Below are 17,093 nucleotides of genomic sequence, written 5' to 3'. Positions count from 1 at the left end.
TCCCGGTTCCGGGACCCTCTGGCACATGTCCTTCAGCGCACTGTGTTGTACCTGGCGATAGTCCCGCGTCCTCTTTTCGCGCACTCGCCATGGTTAGGACTGTTCTTCCCGATGTTCGCCGTTCCCGAGAACACCGTCGTACTGCCTGAAAACTCCGCGCTGCTGCACCCCGTCCGGGTGGCGCTGTCGTGGGCGGCCGACCGCGACCGCTGGAAGCACCTGCTCCGGTACGACCCGGAGGAGCGTTTCTCGGCGTTGGTCGACAAGACCGACGACCAGGAGATCTGGCTGATGAGCTGGCTCCCCGGTCAGACGGCCTCGCTGCACGACCACGCCACGACCTCGGGTGCGTTCACCGTGGTCAGCGGCCTGCTGACCGAGGTCGTCACCACGAAGATCCAGGTCGTGCACTCCCTTCACGCCGGTCAGTCGCGCGTGTGGGGGCCGGGCTACGTGCACCAGGTGCGCAACGACGGCGTGGATCCGGCCGTGTCGATCCACGTCTACCGTCACGGCACACGCGCCATGAACCCGTACCGCTACGACCCGGTCAACGGGCCCGTGCGCTGACGTGCGGCGGGATGGCCTTGTCCGTCTCGTGTGGCACCGGCGCACCCCACGTCTGCACGAGCGGCATGTGTCCTGCCCACACGAGGTTCGCTTCGAGGTCCGACGGTTCCTCGCCCGGACCGCCCTCGCGCACCTTCACGCTCGCCTCGGTGAGATCGATCTCCAGCGCGACGGTCTGCGCGAGCTCCTTCTTGGACGGACTGCGCGCGTAGTCCCAGCTGCCCGGCGTGACGTGCTCGACGATTACCCTCAGCGCGTGTTCGGGGTCCTCGGCGACCTTCGCGGTGCCGTGAATGATCGCCGACCGGTAGTTCATCGAGTGGTGGAACACCGACCGCGAGTACACGACGCCGTCCACGAGCGTGACCGCGACGCAAACAGGCTTGCCTTCGATCATGCTCCTGATGGACCGTGAGCCCGTCGACCCGTGCAGGAAGATGCGGTTGCCGTCCCGCCCGTACGCGGTGGGGATGAGGAACGGCGCCCCGTCGACCTCCACGGCGAGGTGGCAGACCAGGCCCGCGTCGAGGATGTCGTAAAGCACCTGGCGGTCCTGGACGGCTCGCTTCTTGCCGCGGACGACGGTGCTGCGCGGGGTGGGGGAGAGCTGCACGTCAGTGGTCATGCTTCTACTGTGTCGGTCCAAGTGGCATCATTGAAGCGCCAGTTCTGATCGATTTGAGAAGGCCACTTTGGCTGAGACCGCGCTTCCCGTGGCGCTGGACCGCGAGTCCGCCGAACCGCTCGCCGTCCAGCTCGCCGACGCACTCCGTTCCGCTGCGTCGGAAGGTCGCCTGCGCGCGGGCGACCGTTTGCCGTCAACGCGCGCGTTGGCCGAGTCGCTCGGTGTGTCCCGCACGGTCACCGCCGCCGCCTACGAACAGCTCCACGCGGAGGGCTGGATCGCGGGCCGTCACGGTTCCGGCACCTACGTCACCACGACCCCGCCCGGCCCGCTGCGCAAACGTTCGCGCAAGCCTGTCGTCCCGGCGATCACCGACTTCGTCGACCTCGGGACCGGGGCACCGTGGGCGGGTGGCCTCGACCGCGCGGCCTGGCGGCGGGCCTGGCGTGCCGCGGCCGACGCGCCCCCGTTGTCCCGCCCCGAACGCGCGGGCCTGCCCGAGTACCGCGAGGCCATCGCCGAGCACCTGCTGCGCCACCGCGGTCTCGCCGTCAACGCCGATCCCGTGCTGGCCACCGGCGGCACCACGGCGGTGCTGACGGAGATCGCGGTGGCCGTGCTGCGCCGCGGGGACGCCGTGGCCGTCGAGGAACCCGGTTACCAACGGGCGGTGGGCGTGTTCCGCGCGGCCGGGCTCCGGGTCGTCCAGGCGGCCGTCGACGCGGAAGGCCTGCTGCCGGACGCCGTTCCGGCCGGTGTTCGCGCCGTCTACTGCTCGCCGGCGCACCAGTACCCGTTGGGCGGCCGCATGTCGGCGGGCCGGCGGGTCGCGCTGGTCGAACGGGCGCGCCGCGACGGCTGGCTCGTCATCGAGGACGACTACGACGGCGAGCTGCGCTACGACGTGGCCCCGCTGCCGTCGCTCGCCGCGCTGGCGCCGGACGTCGTGGTCCACCTCGGCACCACGAGCAAGATCCTCACCCCGACGCTGGGCGCCGGGTGGATGGTCGCCCCCGAGCACATAGCCACGGCCGTGCTGGAGCACCGCGACCTGACCGGCACCAGCCCGGCGGCCGCGGGGCAACGGGTCGTCGTCGAGCTGGCGCGGACCGGTGACCTCGGCCGGCACCTGCGCAAGCTGCGGCGCGAGCTGTCCGAACGGCGCGCGCTCATCATCGACACGTTCGCGGACGCGGGGATCAAGGTGCTCGGCGACGACGCGGGCGCGCACGTCGTCGTGCTGCTGCCCAACACCGAACTGGAGCGCGACCTCATGCGGCAGGCGCTCGAACGCGGCCTGCGGGTGGACGGCCTGGCCCGGCACTACGTGAACCGGGCCAAGCTCCACGGACTGATCATCGGGTACAGCGCGTGCTCGCGAGAACAGCTCGTGAGCGCTCTGCCGGTGCTGACCGAGCTGCTCAGCACGAGCGGCTGACGGTCACGGTCTTGCGGGCGGTGACGCAGCCGAGCTGCTCGTTCACCCGGATCACGGGGAGTTCGCCGCGTCCGTGGTGGTGTCGATGCGCCCGAGCTCCTCACGGTCTCGGAGCCTGCGCTCCCCGGCCGGTGCCGGTGCGTCGACGGGTTCGGCCGCGATCAGCACGCCGGCGCAGCCCATCAGCTCGGCGTCGTCGAGCGGTTCGATCTCCAGCACCGATCGAGGCCAACTGCGCAGTAGGCACAATCGCCCAAACGGGTAGGGTCCCCGGCATGACGCAGCGCAAGAAGAGGGTGGCCGTGGTGTTCGGCGGCCGCAGCTCCGAGCACGAGGTCTCCTGCCAGTCAGCCAAGAGCGTCCTGCCCTACCTGGACGCCGACCGCTTCGAGGTGGTGCCGGTGGGCATCACACCGCAGGGTCAGTGGGCGCTCGGCACGGACCCGAACGCGCTGGAGGCAGGCGCCGGCAACCTCCCCACGCTGCGCAACGCGTCAGTGGCCGCGATCGAGCCCGGTCAGGCGTTGAAGGACGTCGACGTCGTCTTCCCGCTGCTGCACGGCGCGTGGGGTGAGGACGGCACCATCCAGGGCCTGCTCGAACTGGGCGGCGTCCCGTACGTCGGTCCCGGCGTGTTCGCCAGCGCCGCCGCCATGGACAAGATCTTCGCGAAGAAGATCCTCCAGGCCGAGGGCCTGCCCGTCGGCAAGTTCGTCGCGCTGGACCGCGCCGCCACCACGCTGACCCTCGACGAGCGCGAGCACCTCGGCCTGCCGGTGTTCGTGAAGCCGTCGCGCGCCGGCTCGTCCGTCGGCATCTCGAAGGTGAGCGACTGGGCCGACCTCGACGCCGCGATCTTCGAGGCGCGCCAGCACGACCCCAAGGTCATCATCGAGGCCGCCGTGCCGAACATGCGCGAGATCGAGCTCGCCGTGCTGGAGTTCCCGGACGGCCGCGTCGAGGCCTCGCTGCCCTGCGAGCTGCGTCCGGTCGGCGAGCGCGTCGAGTGGTACGACTTCGACGCCAAGTACGTCGACGACTCCTACGAGGCCGACATCCCGGCGAAGCTCGACGACGACATCGCCGCGCAACTGCGCGAAATGGCCGTCACCGCGTTCAAGGCGCTCGACTGCCAGGGTCTGTCCAGGGTGGACTTCTTCCTCACCGAGCAGAACGAGCTCATCATCAACGAGCTCAACACCATGCCGGGCTTCACCCCGATCTCCATGTACCCCAAGGCGTGGGAGGCGACGGGCATCGACTTCGCGACGCTGCTGACCACGTTGATCGAGACGGCGATCGCCCGCGGCAGCGGCCTCCGCTAGCCCCCCGTTTTTGGCGCGAAAAGCACGTTCGGGCCGATAGATCGCCCGAACGTGCTTTTCGCGCCAATCAACTATGGCTAGGGAGAGGTCTTGACCGGTTGCTTGGGCAGCAGGTCGCGCACCGTTGTCGAGATGTCCTGCAACGGTCCGGTGCCCGCGTCGTCGGGCACCGTCAGCGCCACGTACACACCGCGGTCCACGATCACCCACGTCGAGCTGCCGGAACCGGGCAGTTGCAGCCACTGGACGTCGGAGATCACCCGCAGCTGCGAGGTCGCGTTCAGCTCGTTCGGCCGCGGCAGGCCGCAGCGCAGGACCACCGGATCGTGTTTGGCGTCACCCCACGCGACCGTGGCTGGCGGCGCCGGCGAGGCGAGTTCCCTGCGCGGCAGCATGTCCTTCCCGGACGGCAGCCCGACCGGGAGCTTCTCGACCAGGGAAGCGCATTCCGGTGCTTCCGCCGACGGTGCGTCGATCGAGACCAGCGCGAGGGGACCCGTGCGACCGGGCACGTCCTCCGTCTGGTTTCCCGTGCCCAGCACCAGGCCGAGCCCTGCGACACCGATGGCGAGCAGCACGGCGAGCCCGACCGCCGCGAGCAGCGGCCGGGACAGCGCCGACGTGGATTCCTGCTGAGTCACCCAGCTATGGGAACACGAGCTAGAGATGCACCACCGGGCAGGTCAGCGTCCGAGTGATGCCTTCGACGTTCTGGATGCGCGCGACCACGAGCTGGCCGAGCTGGTCGACGGTGTCGGCTTCGGCGCGGACGATGACGTCGTAAGGACCGGTGACGTCTTCGGCGGTTGCTACCCCGGCGATCCCGGAGATCTCGGAGGCGACTGCAGCGGCCTTGCCGACCTCGGTCTGGATGAGGATGTATGCATGCACCACGGCGTGCCCCTTCGTCGCGACAGGTTGGGTCGAGGTAGGAACGTGTCACGCAACGTACCCCAGTTGGGGTTCCGAATGCTCAGATTGGGAGGCAACTTTGCGTCCGGAGCCGCCGCACGACGCGGAGACGGTCGCCGATGTGGGTGAGTTCCATCTCATCCACCGGGTGACGACCGGTCGGGCGCAGCCGGAGACGACCATCCTCGGTCCCGGGGACGACGCGGCCGTCGTGGCGGTGCCCGACGGACGGGTCGTCGCCTCGATGGACGTGCTGGTCGAGGGTGTCCACTTCAGACTCGACTGGTCCAGTCCCGAGCAGGTGGGCCGAAAAGCGGCCGCGGTGAACCTCGCCGACGTCGTCGCGATGGGAGCGTTGCCGTCCGCTCTGCTCGTCGGTTTCGCGTGTCCCGCGGACACCCCCGCGTCGGTCGTCGAGGGGATCATGTCGGGCCTCTGGCAGGAGGCGGCCAAGGCCGGCGCGGGCATCGTCGGCGGCGACATGGTCAGCTCCGCCACACTGGTGATCTCCATCACCGCCATGGGTGACATGAACGGGCTCGAGCCGATCACGAGGTCCGGAGCGCTCGTCGGCGACGTCGTGGCGGTGACGGGACGGCTCGGCTGGGCGGCCGCCGGGCTGGCCGTGCTCGGCCGCGGGTTCCGTTCGCCGGTCGGCATCGTGAACGCCCAGCGCACCCCGGAGCCGCCGTACGAGGAGGGCCCGAAGGCCGCGGAGGCCGGCGCCACGTCGATGATCGACGTCTCGGACGGACTGCTGCAGGACCTCGGCCACATCGCCGACTCGAGCGGGGTCGCGATCGACATCCGCACCGAGCTGCTGCCGTTGCACCCGCGCCTGCTGGACGTGGCGTCGGCGCTCGGCGGCGACGCGCGGCACTGGGCGCTGACCGGCGGTGAGGACCACGCCCTCGCGGCGACGTTCCCCGGCCCGAAGGCAGTGCCCGAGGGCTGGACGACCATCGGCACGGTCCGCGCGGGCGAAGGAGTGACGGTCGACGGCAGGATCTACGAAAAACCTGCTGGCTGGGAGCACTGGCGCGCGTAGAATTCACCTCTGTGGAACTATGCACGAGAGCGTATGACCATCCAGACTCGGTCAAGATGATCGCCGACCTCCAGCAGGTCTACGTCGAGCGTTACGGCGACGAGGACGTCACGCCGGTCGACCCGGCGCAGTTCGCCGCACCCCTCGGCTACTTCGTGATCGGCTACCTGGACGGCGTGCCCGTCGCGTGCGGTGGCTGGCGCGTCAACGACGAGGTCGAGGGCGCCGCCGAGATCAAGCGGATGTACGTCGTCGACTCCGTGCGCGGCAAGGGCCTCTCCCGGCTCGTGCTGGCCCACCTGGAGGTGACGGCGCGCGAGGCAGGGCTGGAGCGGATGATCCTGGAGACCGGACTGCGCCAGCCGGAGGCGATCGGGCTCTACACCTCCAGCGGGTACGAGCGCATCGAGAACTTCGGCGTGTACCGGGACCACCCGGAGAGTCGCTGCTTCGGGAAGCCGTTGTAGGTTCGGGCGCATGGCCATCTATGCGTTGGGGGACTACACGCCGCAGATCCACCCGGACGCGTACGTGCACCCGGACGCGACCGTGATCGGCGACGTGCGCATCGGCGCGCATTCGTCGGTGTGGCCCCAAGCCGTGCTGCGCGGCGACTACGGCCGCATCGTCGTGGACCAGCGGACGTCGATCCAGGACGGGACCGTGATCCACTGCACCGAGGTCCACCCGGTGCACATCGGCTCGTCGTGCGTCATCGGCCACAACGTGCACATCGAGGGCGCGACCGTGGCCGACGAGTGCCTGATCGCGTCGGGTTCGGTGGTGCTCAACGGTTCCATCGTGGAGAAGGGTGCGATCGTCGGCGCCGGAGCCGTGGTGTCGTTCGACGGCCACGTCCGCGAACGCACGATGGTGCTGGGAGTTCCTGCTCGCGAGCGTGCTGGATATGTTGTGCCAGAACAGGCTTGGGCTTTCATCGTCGAGAAATATGTGCAGAACATCGGTTTGTACCGGGAGAAGCTGCGTCGTCTCGACTGAGATAGGGTTCACAGCCGTGGCTCGTCCCCTCAACGAAGTTGTCGAAGCCGGTTGGGCTGAAGCTCTCGCCCCCGTTGCTGACCAGATCGCCGCCATGGGTGAGTTCCTGCGCGCGGAGGTCGCCGCCGGCCGCACCTACCTGCCTGCGGGCGAGAACGTGCTGCGCGCGTTCAAGCAGCCGTTCCACCAGGTGAAGGTGCTGATCGTCGGGCAGGACCCGTACCCGACGCCCGGCCACGCGGTGGGCCTGTCGTTCTCCGTGGCGCCCGACGTGCGGCCCATCCCGAAGTCGCTCATCAACATCTACAAGGAGTACGCCGAGGACCTGGGACACCCGATCCCGTCCAACGGCGACCTGACCCCGTGGTCCGAGCGCGGCGTGCTGCTGCTCAACAGGGCGCTGACCGTGCAGCCCGGCAAGGCCAACTCCCACCAGGGCAAGGGCTGGGAGGCCGTGACGGAGCAGGCGATCAAGGCGCTCGCCGCCCGTGACGCACCCCTGGTCTCGATCCTGTGGGGCCGCAACGCGCGCAACCTGCGCCCGTTGCTCGAACCGTTGCCCGCCATCGAGTCCGCGCACCCGTCGCCGCTGTCGGCGCACTCCGGGTTCTTCGGCTCGAAGCCCTTCAGCCGGGCCAACGAACTGCTGGAGAAGCAGGGCGCGGAGCCGATCGACTGGAAGCTCCCGTAATTCGGATGTCCCCGCACGTCTCGCGCCACTAGCGTCGGGCGGCGTGCGGGGAAATCGTGATCTGACGTTGACGGCCGCGGGAGCGGCCGTCTCCGAGTTCGGCAACTCGTTGTCGCTGCTCGTCCTGGTCTTCTGGGCCACTCCGATCAGCTCGTTGCTGGTCGCCGCCATCCTGATCGCCGAACTGCTGCCGCTCGTGCTCGGAGCACCTCTCGCCGGCGTGCTCGTCGACCGCCTTCCCAACCGCCGCCTGCTGATCGTCGCGCTGCTGTTCCAGGGCGTCGCGATCGCGGCCATCGCCCCGTTGATGGGGCAGCCCGTCTTCGTGGTGGCGCTGGTGTTGCTCTCGGGCTGCGGCCGTGCGGTCGCCCAGCCCTGCATCTCCGCTCTCGTGCCGCACATCGCCGGCGAAGAAGAAGCCACGCGCGGTTACGCGTGGCTCAGCACCGGGCGCAGTCTCGGCAGCATGACGGGTGTCACCGGTGGTGCGCTGCTCGCCGGGTTCTTCGGTCACCCCGCCGCGTTGCTCATCGACGGGGGCACGTTCCTCGCCTACGCGGTGCTGCTGGCGTTCGTGCGCACGGAACGCCGGCCTTCCGGCGAGCACTCGTCGCGCCCCAGTGCGCTCGCGGGCATCCGGCACGTCCGGCGTGATCCGGTGCTGTTCGCGGCGATCATCGGGCTGGCCTTCTGCGTCGGCGCGGTCGTGGTGATCAACGTGGCCGATCCCGCGTTCGTCCGGTACGTGCTGCACGGCGACGAGTTCGTGCTCGGCGCGATGCAGGCGTGCTGGATGACCGGGATCCTGGTCGGCAACAGGCTCGCCGCCCGGTTGGAGACCGTTTCCGGGGTTGCGCACGCGATCGCCGTCGCCGCCATCACCACGGGCATCGGGGTGCTGATCCCGGCGACGTTCCCGTTCGTTGTCGCGGCCGGGACCGGCTGGGTCATCGGTGGCATCTCGAACGGTGTGCACAACGTGGCCCTGAACGCCATCGTGCGGTTGCGCACGCCCGAGGAGATGCGCGGGCGGGCGTTCGCCGCGGTCGGGTCGATGGTGATCGGGGCGAACCTGCTGGGCACGGCTGCTGCGGGCGGGTTGTTGCTCGTCATCGGGCCGCAGGCGGTGTTCGCGCTGGGTGGTGCCGGGGCGTTGCTCAGCGGTGTCGCCTGTCTGGTGTTCGTGCACCGGGCCCTGAAACGCGCAGTGTTCGACAAAAAAGAAGAGAGCCCGGCTTCCGCCGAGCTCTCCTCGAGTTGATCCTGTGGCGTTATCAGCCGCGCACGACCTTGCCGGCCTTCAGGCACGAGGTGCACACGTTGATGCGCTGGCGCTGCGAGGCCGAAACCTTCGCGCGCACAGACTGGATGTTCGGGTTCCAGCGGCGGTTCGTCTTCCGCTGGGAGTGCGAAACCGAATGGCCGAAGCCCGGCCCCTTGCCACAGACGTCGCACACGGCAGCCACGTCAGCCACTCCTTCAGGTTCCTCAAGCGGTAAGTCTCGCGTCCCGGTGGGCGCGCAAGCGTGCACAAGCCTCAACCGGGCACGGCAACCCAGCAAGGGTAGCTGGTTGGTTCACCCGCGACCAAACCGGGTGGATACCCTCGCCGCCATGCAGGTCATGGATGCGGTCGCGGTGCGCAGGTGGGCGGACGCGTGCGTGCGGTCGTTGGACGCCAACCGGGAGTCGATCGACCAGATCAACGTCTTCCCCGTACCGGATGGTGACACAGGTACCAACCTGCTGCACACGATGCAGTCGGCGCTCGACGCGCTGCTGCGCTCGCCCATCTCCACGGTCGGTGACGCGTTGTCCGCGCTGGCCCGCGGAGCCCTGGCCGGGGCCCGCGGCAACTCCGGCGTGATCCTGTCGCAGGTGCTCAGGGGCCTGGCGGAGTCCGTGCAGGAGGTCTCCGTCGTCACCGGGTCCGCACTGCGCAAGGCTCTCCAACGGTCCGATGAACTCGCCACTGCTGCTGTGTCCAAGCCTGTGCCGGGCACGGTCCTGTCGGTGCTGCACGCCGCCGCCGAGGCCGCTCGCGACTGTCCGTCGGACGAGCTGGACGAGGTGGTGATGGCGGCGTCGCGCGCGGGTGCGATCGCATTGGCCGATACGCCGCGTCAGCTCGCTGTGCTGGCCAAGGCGGGGGTCGTCGACGCGGGTGGACGTGGGCTCGTTGTGTTGTTGGACACACTGGCCGCGGTGATCACCGGGCAGGCCGTGGAAGCGCCGGTGGACGCGCCGTTGCTGCCGCGCACGCCCGAGTCGTTGACGACCGAGCGCGAGGGCGGGTCGTCGGAGTTCGAGTACGAGGTCATGTACCTGCTCGACGACACCTCGGAGGAGGAGGTCGTCGAGCTGCGTGCGTCGCTGAACCTGCTCGGTGACTGCGTGTCGGTGGTGGGTGACGGCGCTTCGCTGTGGACCGTCCACGTGCACTGCAACGACATAGGCGCGGCCATCGAGGCAGGTGTGCGCGCTGGACGTCCACACCGCATCACGGTGGCGCGGTTCGCCGACCAGATCGCCGCTCAGGCGTCCCGCTTCGTGCGTGACAGGGCGATCGTGGTGGTGGTGAGCGGCGCTGTGGACCTCTTCCGTGCAGAGGGTGCCATCGTTTTCGACCTCGCTTCATCTTCGGCGACGCCCACCGACCTGTTGTCGTCCATCGTGTCGACGCGCGCGCGTCACGTCGCCGTGCTGCCTGGTGATCCGGACATCCGTGAGGCGCTAGAGGAGGCCGTGGCCTACGCACAGGCCGCAGGGCAGGACGTGGTGGTGGTGCCGACGTTCTCGCCAGTGCAGGCCCTCGCGGCGTTGGCCGTGCACGACGTGTCCCGGCGCGCTGGTGATGACGTCGTCGCCATGGCCGAGGCCGCTGCCGCCACGCGCCGCGGTGAGCTCTCGATCGCCGCCGACGAGGCCATCACCTGGGTCGGCCGCTGCCAGCCGGGCGACCTGCTGGGCATGCTGGACGGCGAGGTCGTGCTGATCGAACCCGGTCCCGCCACCCCGGAGTTGCTGATGGACCTCTCCTGCCGCCTGGTCGACCGCATGCTGGCCGGCGGCGGCGAACTGGTGACCGTGATTTTGGGCGCCGACAGCCCAGGTGGTTTGGTGGACGTGCTCGAAGACCACCTGCGGGTCACCCATCCGGAGGTGGAAGTGACGGCGTATCCGGGCGGTCAGCCGGACGCGGTCATTTTTGTCGGTGTCGAGTAGTTCAATGGGGCGCGATGATCTCCTTCGACGACAAGCTGCAGCCGTTGCTCGGCAAGAAGACCGCCGACGCACTGGAGACCGGCCTCGGCCTCACGACGGTCGGTGACCTGCTGCGCCACTACCCGCGCCGCTACGACGAGCGCGGGAAGCTGACCGACATCAGGTCCCTGGAAATCGACGAGCACGTGACGGTGCAGGCCGAGGTGCGCAAGTGCACCAAGCGGCGCATGAAGGCCCGGCACGGCCACATGACCGAAGCGGTGATCACGGACGGCACGTCCGAACTGCACCTCGTGTTCTTCGGCAAGGTGGCGTTCGTGGCCGAGCAGGAGCTGCTGCCGGGCACGCGCGCGCTGTTCGCGGGCAAGGTCGGCCGCTACCGGCAGAACCTCCAGCTGGTGCACCCGGCGTTCGAGATCCTCACCCCGGAGCAGGACGGATCGTCGTTCCTGCAGGCCTTCCTGCCCGTCTACCCGGCGTCGCAGCACATCAACACGTGGAACATCGCGAACTGCGTCAAGCAGCTGCTGGAGATCTGGGACGGCGTGCCGGAGGACCCGCTGCCCGCCGACTTCCGCGCCGAGCAGGGCCTGATCGGCCTGGAGGAGGCGCTGAGGGCGATCCACCGCCCGGAGAGCTGGGCGCAGATCTCCGTGGCGCAGCAACGGCTGAAGTGGGACGAGGCCCTGGCCGTGCAGCTGACGCTCGCGCAGCGCCGCAAGGCTTCCAGGGCGCGCCCCGCCCCTTCGTGCGCGCGCCGTGCCGGCGGGATCCTGGACGCGTTCGACGCGCGGCTGCCGTTCGAGCTGACCAAGGGCCAGGTGGAGGTCGGCGAGCAGATCGCCTCCGACCTCGAGTCGGTCGTGCCCATGAACCGCCTGCTGCAAGGGGAGGTGGGGTCGGGCAAGGCTCAACCGCTCGACTCGCTCGTGCTCACGCCGACCGGCTTCCGTCGCATGGGCGACCTCCACGTTGGCGATGAAGTGATCGCACCGAGTGGCGAGGTCACGACGGTGACTGGCGTGTTTCCTCAGGGAGAGCGCGATGTCTACCGCGTCGTCCTTTCCGATGGACGCAGCGTCGAGTCTGATCTCGAGCACCTCTGGGCTGTGAACACGACAGTGCGCCGAGATCGGGGCAATCCGCTCAAGGTTCTGACGTTGCGGGAGATCCGCGACGATCTCACGACCGCGAACGGTGGGCCGAAGTGGCATCTGCCCGTGGTGGAAGCGCCTGAGCTGGACTGCCTGAGCGAACGGCCACTGGACCCGTACGCGCTGGGGTTGGTGATCGGGGCCGGCTCGCTGCTCGACGGCACGTTCACCGGCGCCGATCCGGAGCTGCTGGTCGCACTGGAGGAGGCCCTTCCGGAGGGCGCACGCCTCGCTGAGCCCGACTGGCCGACCCCGGTACTCACCGCGTTGCGGACAGCGGGGGTCCACGGCCACGCCGCCGCCGAGAAGTTCCTGCCGGAGAGCTACCTGGTCGCTCCGGTCAAGGTCCGTCACGCGGTCCTGCAAGGGCTGTTGGACACCGAGGGCACGCCTGACCAGGAGCACGTCACGTTCTTCTCGGCGTCGGCACGGCTCGCCGAGCAGGTCTCCTGGCTGGCGGAGTCGCTCGGTGGCACGGGCAGGGTCCGCCCGGTCGAGATAACGGGAAGCACGTACCACCACGTCAGTCTCCGGTTGCCGAACGAGTTCCCGCCGTTCCGACTGACTCGGAAAGCGGAACTCGTCAAGGAACGCACCAAATACGAGAAGCCCGTGCGGGCGATCCGAGCGGTCGAGTTCGTCGGCCGCAAGCCGGTGCAGTGCATTTCGGTCGCGCATCCGGACCAGCTCTACGTCACCGACCACTTCGTGGTCACCCACAACACCATGGTCGCGTTGCGAGCCATGCTCCAGACCGTCGACGCGGGCCGTCAGTCCGCCATGCTCGCCCCCACGGAAGTCCTTGCGGCACAACACGCCCGTTCGCTGCAGGAGATGCTCGGCGACCTCGCCCAGGCAGGCCAGCTGGGCGGCGCGGAGGACGCGACGCGCGTGACGCTGCTGACCGGCTCGATGAACACGGCCCAGCGGCGCCAGGCGTTGCTCGACATCGTGACCGGCGAGGCGGGCATCGTCGTCGGCACGCACGCGATCATCCAGGAGAAGGTGGAGTTCCACTCGCTCGGCCTCGTCGTGGTCGACGAGCAGCACCGCTTCGGCGTCGAGCAACGCGCCGCTCTTTCCGCGCGGGGCGAACGCGAGAACCCGCACGTGCTGGTGATGACCGCGACCCCGATCCCGCGCACGGTGGCCATGACCGTCTACGGCGACCTGGAGGTCTCGGCCCTGCGCGAGCTGCCGGGCGGCCGCTCGCCCATCAAGACCTCGGTGGTCCCGGTGCGCGAGAAGCCGACGTGGCTGGACCGCGCGTTCGCCCGCGTGCGCGAGGAGGTGGCGGCAGGCCACCAGGCGTACTTCGTCTGCCCGCGCATCGGCGACGAGGAACCCGCGAAGTCCGACGACGAGGACAAGCGCCCGGCGCTGTCCGTGATCGACGTGGCGACCATGCTGGCGCAGGGCCCGTTGCGCGGCCTGCGCGTGGAGATCCTGCACGGCCGCATGCCCCCGGACGAGAAGGACGCCGTGATGCGCGCCTTCGCGGCCAACGAGGTCCAGGTACTCGTCGCCACCACCGTCATCGAGGTGGGCGTCAACGTCCCGAACGCCACCGTCATGGCCATCATGGACGCGGACCGCTTCGGCGTCTCACAGCTACACCAGCTCCGCGGCCGCGTGGGCCGAGGCAGTGCGCCGGGCCTGTGCCTGCTCGTCACCGAAATGCCGGAGATGACGGCCACGATGGAACGCCTCCGCGCCGTCGAGTCCACTCTGGACGGCTTCGAACTGGCCCAGCTGGACCTGGAGCTGCGCCGGGAAGGCGACATCCTCGGCGCCGCCCAGTCAGGCCGCCGCTCGGCCCTGAAGATGCTCTCCCTGCTGCGCGACGAGGACATCATCGCGGACGCGCGGGTGGCCGCCCAGCGCGTGGTGGACGCGGACCCGGACCTGGTGAGGCATCCGGGGCTGGCGGGGATGGTGGCGACGCTGCTGACGGAGGAACGGGCGGAGTTCCTGGAAAAGACCTAGGAGTGCTTCGTTAGGTTGCACTGACCTGCAGGTATGCGAACGGATCGGCTGTTGGACGCGCACCGCGAGCTCTGCGGCGAGGTGGCGCTACCCGCTCTCGCGGCCACTACCAGCAAAGTTGGCAGTAGTTAGCGTGATCAGTAAACGATTATATTCGCCGCTAAGTACAGCCAACTGACGGACACGACACCGTGAGAGCGCGACTACCGGCGCTTTTGCTGCCCAGACTCCTGGTCGACCTGACAAAGCACTACTAGCCGCCCACGCCCGCCGGAAAGGCCGCGGTCTGACCGACCGCGGCCGACCGTCTGCTCTCGGCCGCCGACAAACCTTGCCCGTTCGTCTGCCGACCCACGCCGAGCGCCTGGCCCAGTCGCGCCCGCTCCACCACACCTCGATCGATCGGTTCTTCGCCGATCGGCACCACCCCAGCCAGCCGCCACCCGTGAGCCGCCAGCCGCGCCTCAAACCCTCCCACCTCCCAATCACCTGAAGGTGTACGCGCGCCACCCGCCACCCCACCCCACCCGAGCCGTACGTTCCCACCCGTGCGCCGCCTGATCACCACCACGCTCGTGGCCGTCCTCGCCCTCTCGATCCTGGCCCCACCCCCAGCCGGAGCGAGCCCCAAGGTGCTGACCGGCGAGGAATCCCGCTACCCCCACGCCATCCGCCTCGAACACGGCTCCCGCCGCGGCGCGATCCTCGTGGTGCTCGACCGGTTCCAGGACGTCGATGTCCTGCGCGCCAACCGCAACGGCCAGCGGTTTCGCAAGATCAGCAGGTTCAGCGATCCCGAGGCCTCCCACGCGCTGTGCTGCGGTCACCTCTACGAGCTGCCGCGGCAGGTCGGGGACATGCCCGCGGGCACCGTGTTGTGGGCGGGGTCGGTGGGGCTCAAGTCGGAGGGGTTGAAGGCGCGGATCTGGCGCAGCCGCGACGCCGGTGAGACGTGGGAGTACCTGTCCGAGTGCGCGCGGGCGGGCAAAGGCGGCGGGCTGTGGGAACCGGACCTTTCCGTCGACGCGGACGGCAGGCTGAACTGCTACTTCGCCGACGAGACGGATCCGGGGCACAGCCAGTACATCGGCAGGACGGTGTCCGAGGACGGCAGGAACTGGTCGGCGAAGCAGAAGATCGTCGCGGTCCAGCCCAGGGCGTACCGGCCGGGGATGTCGCAGGTCAAGCGGTTGCCGACGGGCGAGTACTACATGATGTACGAGATCTGCGCGCAGCCGAACCAGTACTTCTGCGAGGCGTTCCACCGGACGTCACCGGACGGCGTGCACTGGGGCGACCCGAAGTGGTTCGGGGAGCGGCCGACGACGAAGGACGGCAAGTACTTCGCGCACACGCCGTCGATCGTGCTCGCGCCCAACGGCACGTCGCGCGGGCGCGTGATCCTCATGGGGCAGATGCTGATGTCCGCCAACGGCAAGGTCGATCCCGGCAACGGCAGGACGGTCTTCGTCTCGGAGAACGGCGGCGCGGACGGCTGGTACGAGGCGCCCGCGCCGGTTCCGGTGCCCGGCGCGCGCGACGACAACTGCCCGAACTACCACCCCGCCGGGGTGGCGTCGCTCGACGGGGCTTCGCTGATCGGGTTCGCCAGCGACTACGTGGCCGAGGGCGTCTGCCACACGAGCTGGGCGACCAGCGGCCTGCCGCCGTTCCCCGGCTGAGGTCAGTTCTGGCGCGGCTTCGGCAGCTGCTCGGTCGCCTGCTCGGCAGGGGCTTCGTCGGCCGAACCGTCCTCCAGCGGCTTCAGCACCGTCATCGCCGCCTCCACCGCCGCCTGGGCCGCGTGGAACTGCGTGGCGAGGTTGTCGTGCGCCGCCCGCAGCGAGGCTTCCTTCTCGGACGCCGCCGCCGCGCGCTGGTCGGCCTCGGCCACCGCGGCGGCCGACTTCTCCTCGGCCTCGCGGACGAGGGCTGACGTCCTGGCCTCGGCGTCGCGCACCAGCGTGGTGGCCTTCTCGTCGGCCTCGCGCACCGTGGTCTCGGCCTTCTCCGAGGCCTCGCGCAGGGTCGTCGCCGCCTTCTCCTCGGCCGCGCTGACCAGGGCGGTCGCCTGCGCGGACGCGTCGGAGGTGGTCTTCTCGGCCTTCGCGAGCGCCTCGGCCTCGAGGTCGGCGAGCACCTTCTCGGCCTCGGCCTGCTTGGCCTTCAGGGCGTCGTCGAGCTTCTGCAACGCCTCGACGCGCGCGACCTCGGACTCGGCGGCGATGCGCTCGGCCTCGGCCCGCGCGTCCGCCAGCACCTTCTGGTGCTCCGCGGTCAGCTTCGCCTCGAGGCCGTCGTACTCCTTGTCCAGTTCGTCGTGGTACGCCTTGTACTTCTGGTCGAGCTCCACTCGGCGGGCGTCCAGGTCGGCCGACTTCTGCTCGAACTCGGCGGCCACGCGCTCGCCCTCCGCGCGCACCTCGGCGACGAGGTTCTCGTGCTCCGAGACGAGCTTGGTGCGCAGCGCCTCGTGCTCGGCCTCGAGCTCCGCCCTGCGTTCGGCGAACTGCTTCTCGAGTTCGGTCGTGCGCTGCTGGTGGGCGACTTCCAGCTGCTTGCGGCGGGCCTCGGTCTCGGCGAGGAGGCGGTTGTGGCTCTCCCGCTGCTCGGCGGCCTGCTTCTCGGCCTCGGCACGGGTCGCGGCGGCCTTGTCGAGGGCGTCCTTGCGGATGTCCGCGATCTCTTCCTCGGCCAGCGACATCATCACGCGGACACGCTCGGTGACGTTCGACGCGCTCACGGGGCTGTTGGCGAGGTTGTGGAGCTGCATCTTGGTCTTGTCGAGATCGGCGCGCATCGAGTTCAGGAGCTTGGTCAGCTCCGCCACCTGCGCGGCAGCCGCGTCTCGGGAGCGGTTCGCGTTCTTGAGGTCGAACTCCAGGCGAGTGACGCGTTCATTCACCTGTCGCTGGTTGTAACCACGAAGGACAACGTCGAAATGCGGTGTGCGGGCAGTAGGCTGCCCGGCTCCATCAGCCCCGGCCATATGGCTCACCCTACCGAGATGGTTATCAAGATCGTCACTCGATCTGGTTAATCCCACTACCGGGTGGAGTCTGACCGGGTGGCTGGTGTTCAGCCAGCCCTCAAACCGCGACAATTCTCACGAGCCGGACC

At 69.3% G+C, this 17,093-nt stretch carries 16 protein-coding genes and 2 pseudogenes; 12 read left to right on the top strand and 6 right to left on the bottom strand.

Features of this window, described 5'->3' with window-relative positions:
• The first annotated feature begins 111 nt into the window (after positions 1–111).
• Positions 112–570: a cysteine dioxygenase gene (locus tag ACFOWZ_RS19530; protein ID WP_030467934.1), complete on the top strand. Its 459-nt coding sequence runs from the start codon at positions 112–114 to the stop codon at positions 568–570.
• On the opposite strand, the gene ACFOWZ_RS19525 is transcribed toward ACFOWZ_RS19530, so the two are convergent.
• Positions 551–1,195, bottom strand: a complete 645-nt coding sequence (locus tag ACFOWZ_RS19525) for a pyridoxamine 5'-phosphate oxidase family protein (protein WP_382374385.1) — start codon at positions 1,193–1,195, stop codon at positions 551–553. The genes ACFOWZ_RS19530 and ACFOWZ_RS19525 overlap by 20 nt on opposite strands.
• A 67-nt stretch (positions 1,196–1,262) precedes the next feature.
• Here ACFOWZ_RS19525 and pdxR point away from each other — a divergent pair, with 67 nt between their 5' ends.
• Positions 1,263–2,633 carry a MocR-like pyridoxine biosynthesis transcription factor PdxR gene (pdxR, locus tag ACFOWZ_RS19520; RefSeq protein ID WP_382374383.1) on the top strand — a complete coding sequence of 457 codons (1,371 nt, stop codon included), beginning with the start codon at positions 1,263–1,265 and terminating at the stop codon, positions 2,631–2,633.
• Positions 2,634–2,684: 51 nt separating this feature from the next.
• On the opposite strand, the gene ACFOWZ_RS19515 is transcribed toward pdxR, so the two are convergent.
• Positions 2,685–2,852 (bottom strand): hypothetical protein, encoded by a 168-nt coding sequence (locus tag ACFOWZ_RS19515; protein ID WP_382374381.1) that lies wholly within the window; start codon positions 2,850–2,852, stop codon positions 2,685–2,687.
• A 56-nt stretch (positions 2,853–2,908) separates the two neighbouring features.
• Between ACFOWZ_RS19515 and ACFOWZ_RS19510 the strand changes: the two genes are divergently transcribed.
• Entirely contained in the window at positions 2,909–3,958 is a 1,050-nt protein-coding gene (locus ACFOWZ_RS19510) for a D-alanine--D-alanine ligase family protein (protein ID WP_382374379.1), read from the top strand.
• 77 nt (positions 3,959–4,035) lie between these two features.
• Here the strand turns inward: ACFOWZ_RS19510 and ACFOWZ_RS19505 are convergent, their stop codons facing one another.
• Together ACFOWZ_RS19505 and ACFOWZ_RS19500 are read right to left on the bottom strand one after the other, a co-directional pair.
• The gene (locus ACFOWZ_RS19505; RefSeq protein ID WP_382374377.1) at positions 4,036–4,599 is read right to left on the bottom strand and encodes a DUF3515 domain-containing protein; all 564 of its coding nucleotides are present in this window, start codon (positions 4,597–4,599) and stop codon (positions 4,036–4,038) included.
• 19 nt (positions 4,600–4,618) lie between these two features.
• On the bottom strand, positions 4,619–4,852 hold the full coding sequence (locus ACFOWZ_RS19500) for an Lrp/AsnC ligand binding domain-containing protein (protein WP_089925682.1): 234 nt from the start codon (positions 4,850–4,852) through the stop codon (positions 4,619–4,621).
• Between the two features lie 97 nt (positions 4,853–4,949).
• Between ACFOWZ_RS19500 and ACFOWZ_RS19495 the strand changes: the two genes are divergently transcribed.
• From ACFOWZ_RS19495 to ACFOWZ_RS19475, 5 genes are read left to right on the top strand one after another with little or no spacing between them, the layout of a single operon-like run.
• On the top strand, positions 4,950–5,918 hold the full coding sequence (locus tag ACFOWZ_RS19495; RefSeq protein ID WP_382374375.1) for a thiamine-phosphate kinase: 969 nt from the start codon (positions 4,950–4,952) through the stop codon (positions 5,916–5,918).
• A 56-nt stretch (positions 5,919–5,974) separates the two neighbouring features.
• Positions 5,975–6,385, top strand: a complete 411-nt coding sequence (locus tag ACFOWZ_RS19490; protein WP_382374373.1) for a GNAT family N-acetyltransferase — start codon at positions 5,975–5,977, stop codon at positions 6,383–6,385.
• A gap of 10 nt (positions 6,386–6,395) precedes the next feature.
• Positions 6,396–6,917 carry a gamma carbonic anhydrase family protein gene (locus tag ACFOWZ_RS19485; protein WP_382374371.1) on the top strand — a complete coding sequence of 174 codons (522 nt, stop codon included), beginning with the start codon at positions 6,396–6,398 and terminating at the stop codon, positions 6,915–6,917.
• Positions 6,918–6,933: 16 nt separating this feature from the next.
• The gene (locus ACFOWZ_RS19480; RefSeq protein WP_030467943.1) at positions 6,934–7,608 is read left to right on the top strand and encodes a uracil-DNA glycosylase; all 675 of its coding nucleotides are present in this window, start codon (positions 6,934–6,936) and stop codon (positions 7,606–7,608) included.
• A gap of 43 nt (positions 7,609–7,651) precedes the next feature.
• Complete coding sequence (locus ACFOWZ_RS19475) at positions 7,652–8,869, top strand: MFS transporter (RefSeq protein ID WP_382374369.1); 1,218 nt, start codon at positions 7,652–7,654, stop codon at positions 8,867–8,869.
• A 13-nt stretch (positions 8,870–8,882) separates the two neighbouring features.
• Here the strand turns inward: ACFOWZ_RS19475 and rpmB are convergent, their stop codons facing one another.
• On the bottom strand, positions 8,883–9,074 hold the full coding sequence (gene rpmB, locus ACFOWZ_RS19470) for a 50S ribosomal protein L28 (RefSeq protein WP_030467945.1): 192 nt from the start codon (positions 9,072–9,074) through the stop codon (positions 8,883–8,885).
• 148 nt (positions 9,075–9,222) lie between these two features.
• Here rpmB and ACFOWZ_RS19465 point away from each other — a divergent pair, with 148 nt between their 5' ends.
• The 4 genes and pseudogenes from ACFOWZ_RS19465 (at position 9,223) to ACFOWZ_RS19450 (ending at position 15,655) form a co-directional block, all read left to right on the top strand.
• Positions 9,223–10,833, top strand: a complete 1,611-nt coding sequence (locus tag ACFOWZ_RS19465; protein ID WP_382374367.1) for a DAK2 domain-containing protein — start codon at positions 9,223–9,225, stop codon at positions 10,831–10,833.
• 14 nt (positions 10,834–10,847) lie between these two features.
• Positions 10,848–11,345: pseudogene (locus ACFOWZ_RS19460) on the top strand (OB-fold nucleic acid binding domain-containing protein); the annotation flags it as partial.
• A 1,365-nt stretch (positions 11,346–12,710) separates the two neighbouring features.
• Positions 12,711–13,973, top strand: a pseudogene (locus ACFOWZ_RS19455) (ATP-dependent DNA helicase RecG); the annotation flags it as partial.
• 548 nt (positions 13,974–14,521) lie between these two features.
• The gene (locus ACFOWZ_RS19450) at positions 14,522–15,655 is read left to right on the top strand and encodes a sialidase family protein (protein ID WP_382374365.1); all 1,134 of its coding nucleotides are present in this window, start codon (positions 14,522–14,524) and stop codon (positions 15,653–15,655) included.
• 2 nt (positions 15,656–15,657) lie between these two features.
• Here ACFOWZ_RS19450 and ACFOWZ_RS19445 read toward each other — a convergent pair whose 3' ends face one another.
• Positions 15,658–16,878 (bottom strand): hypothetical protein, encoded by a 1,221-nt coding sequence (locus ACFOWZ_RS19445; protein WP_382374363.1) that lies wholly within the window; start codon positions 16,876–16,878, stop codon positions 15,658–15,660.
• Positions 16,879–17,093: the final 215 nt, after the last annotated feature.

The organism is Lentzea rhizosphaerae (assembly GCF_042649515.1).
Lineage (GTDB): Bacteria > Actinomycetota > Actinomycetes > Mycobacteriales > Pseudonocardiaceae > Lentzea > Lentzea aerocolonigenes.
The sequence above is the reverse complement of the archived record's forward strand: the minus strand, read 5'-3'. Positions and strand labels throughout refer to the sequence as shown.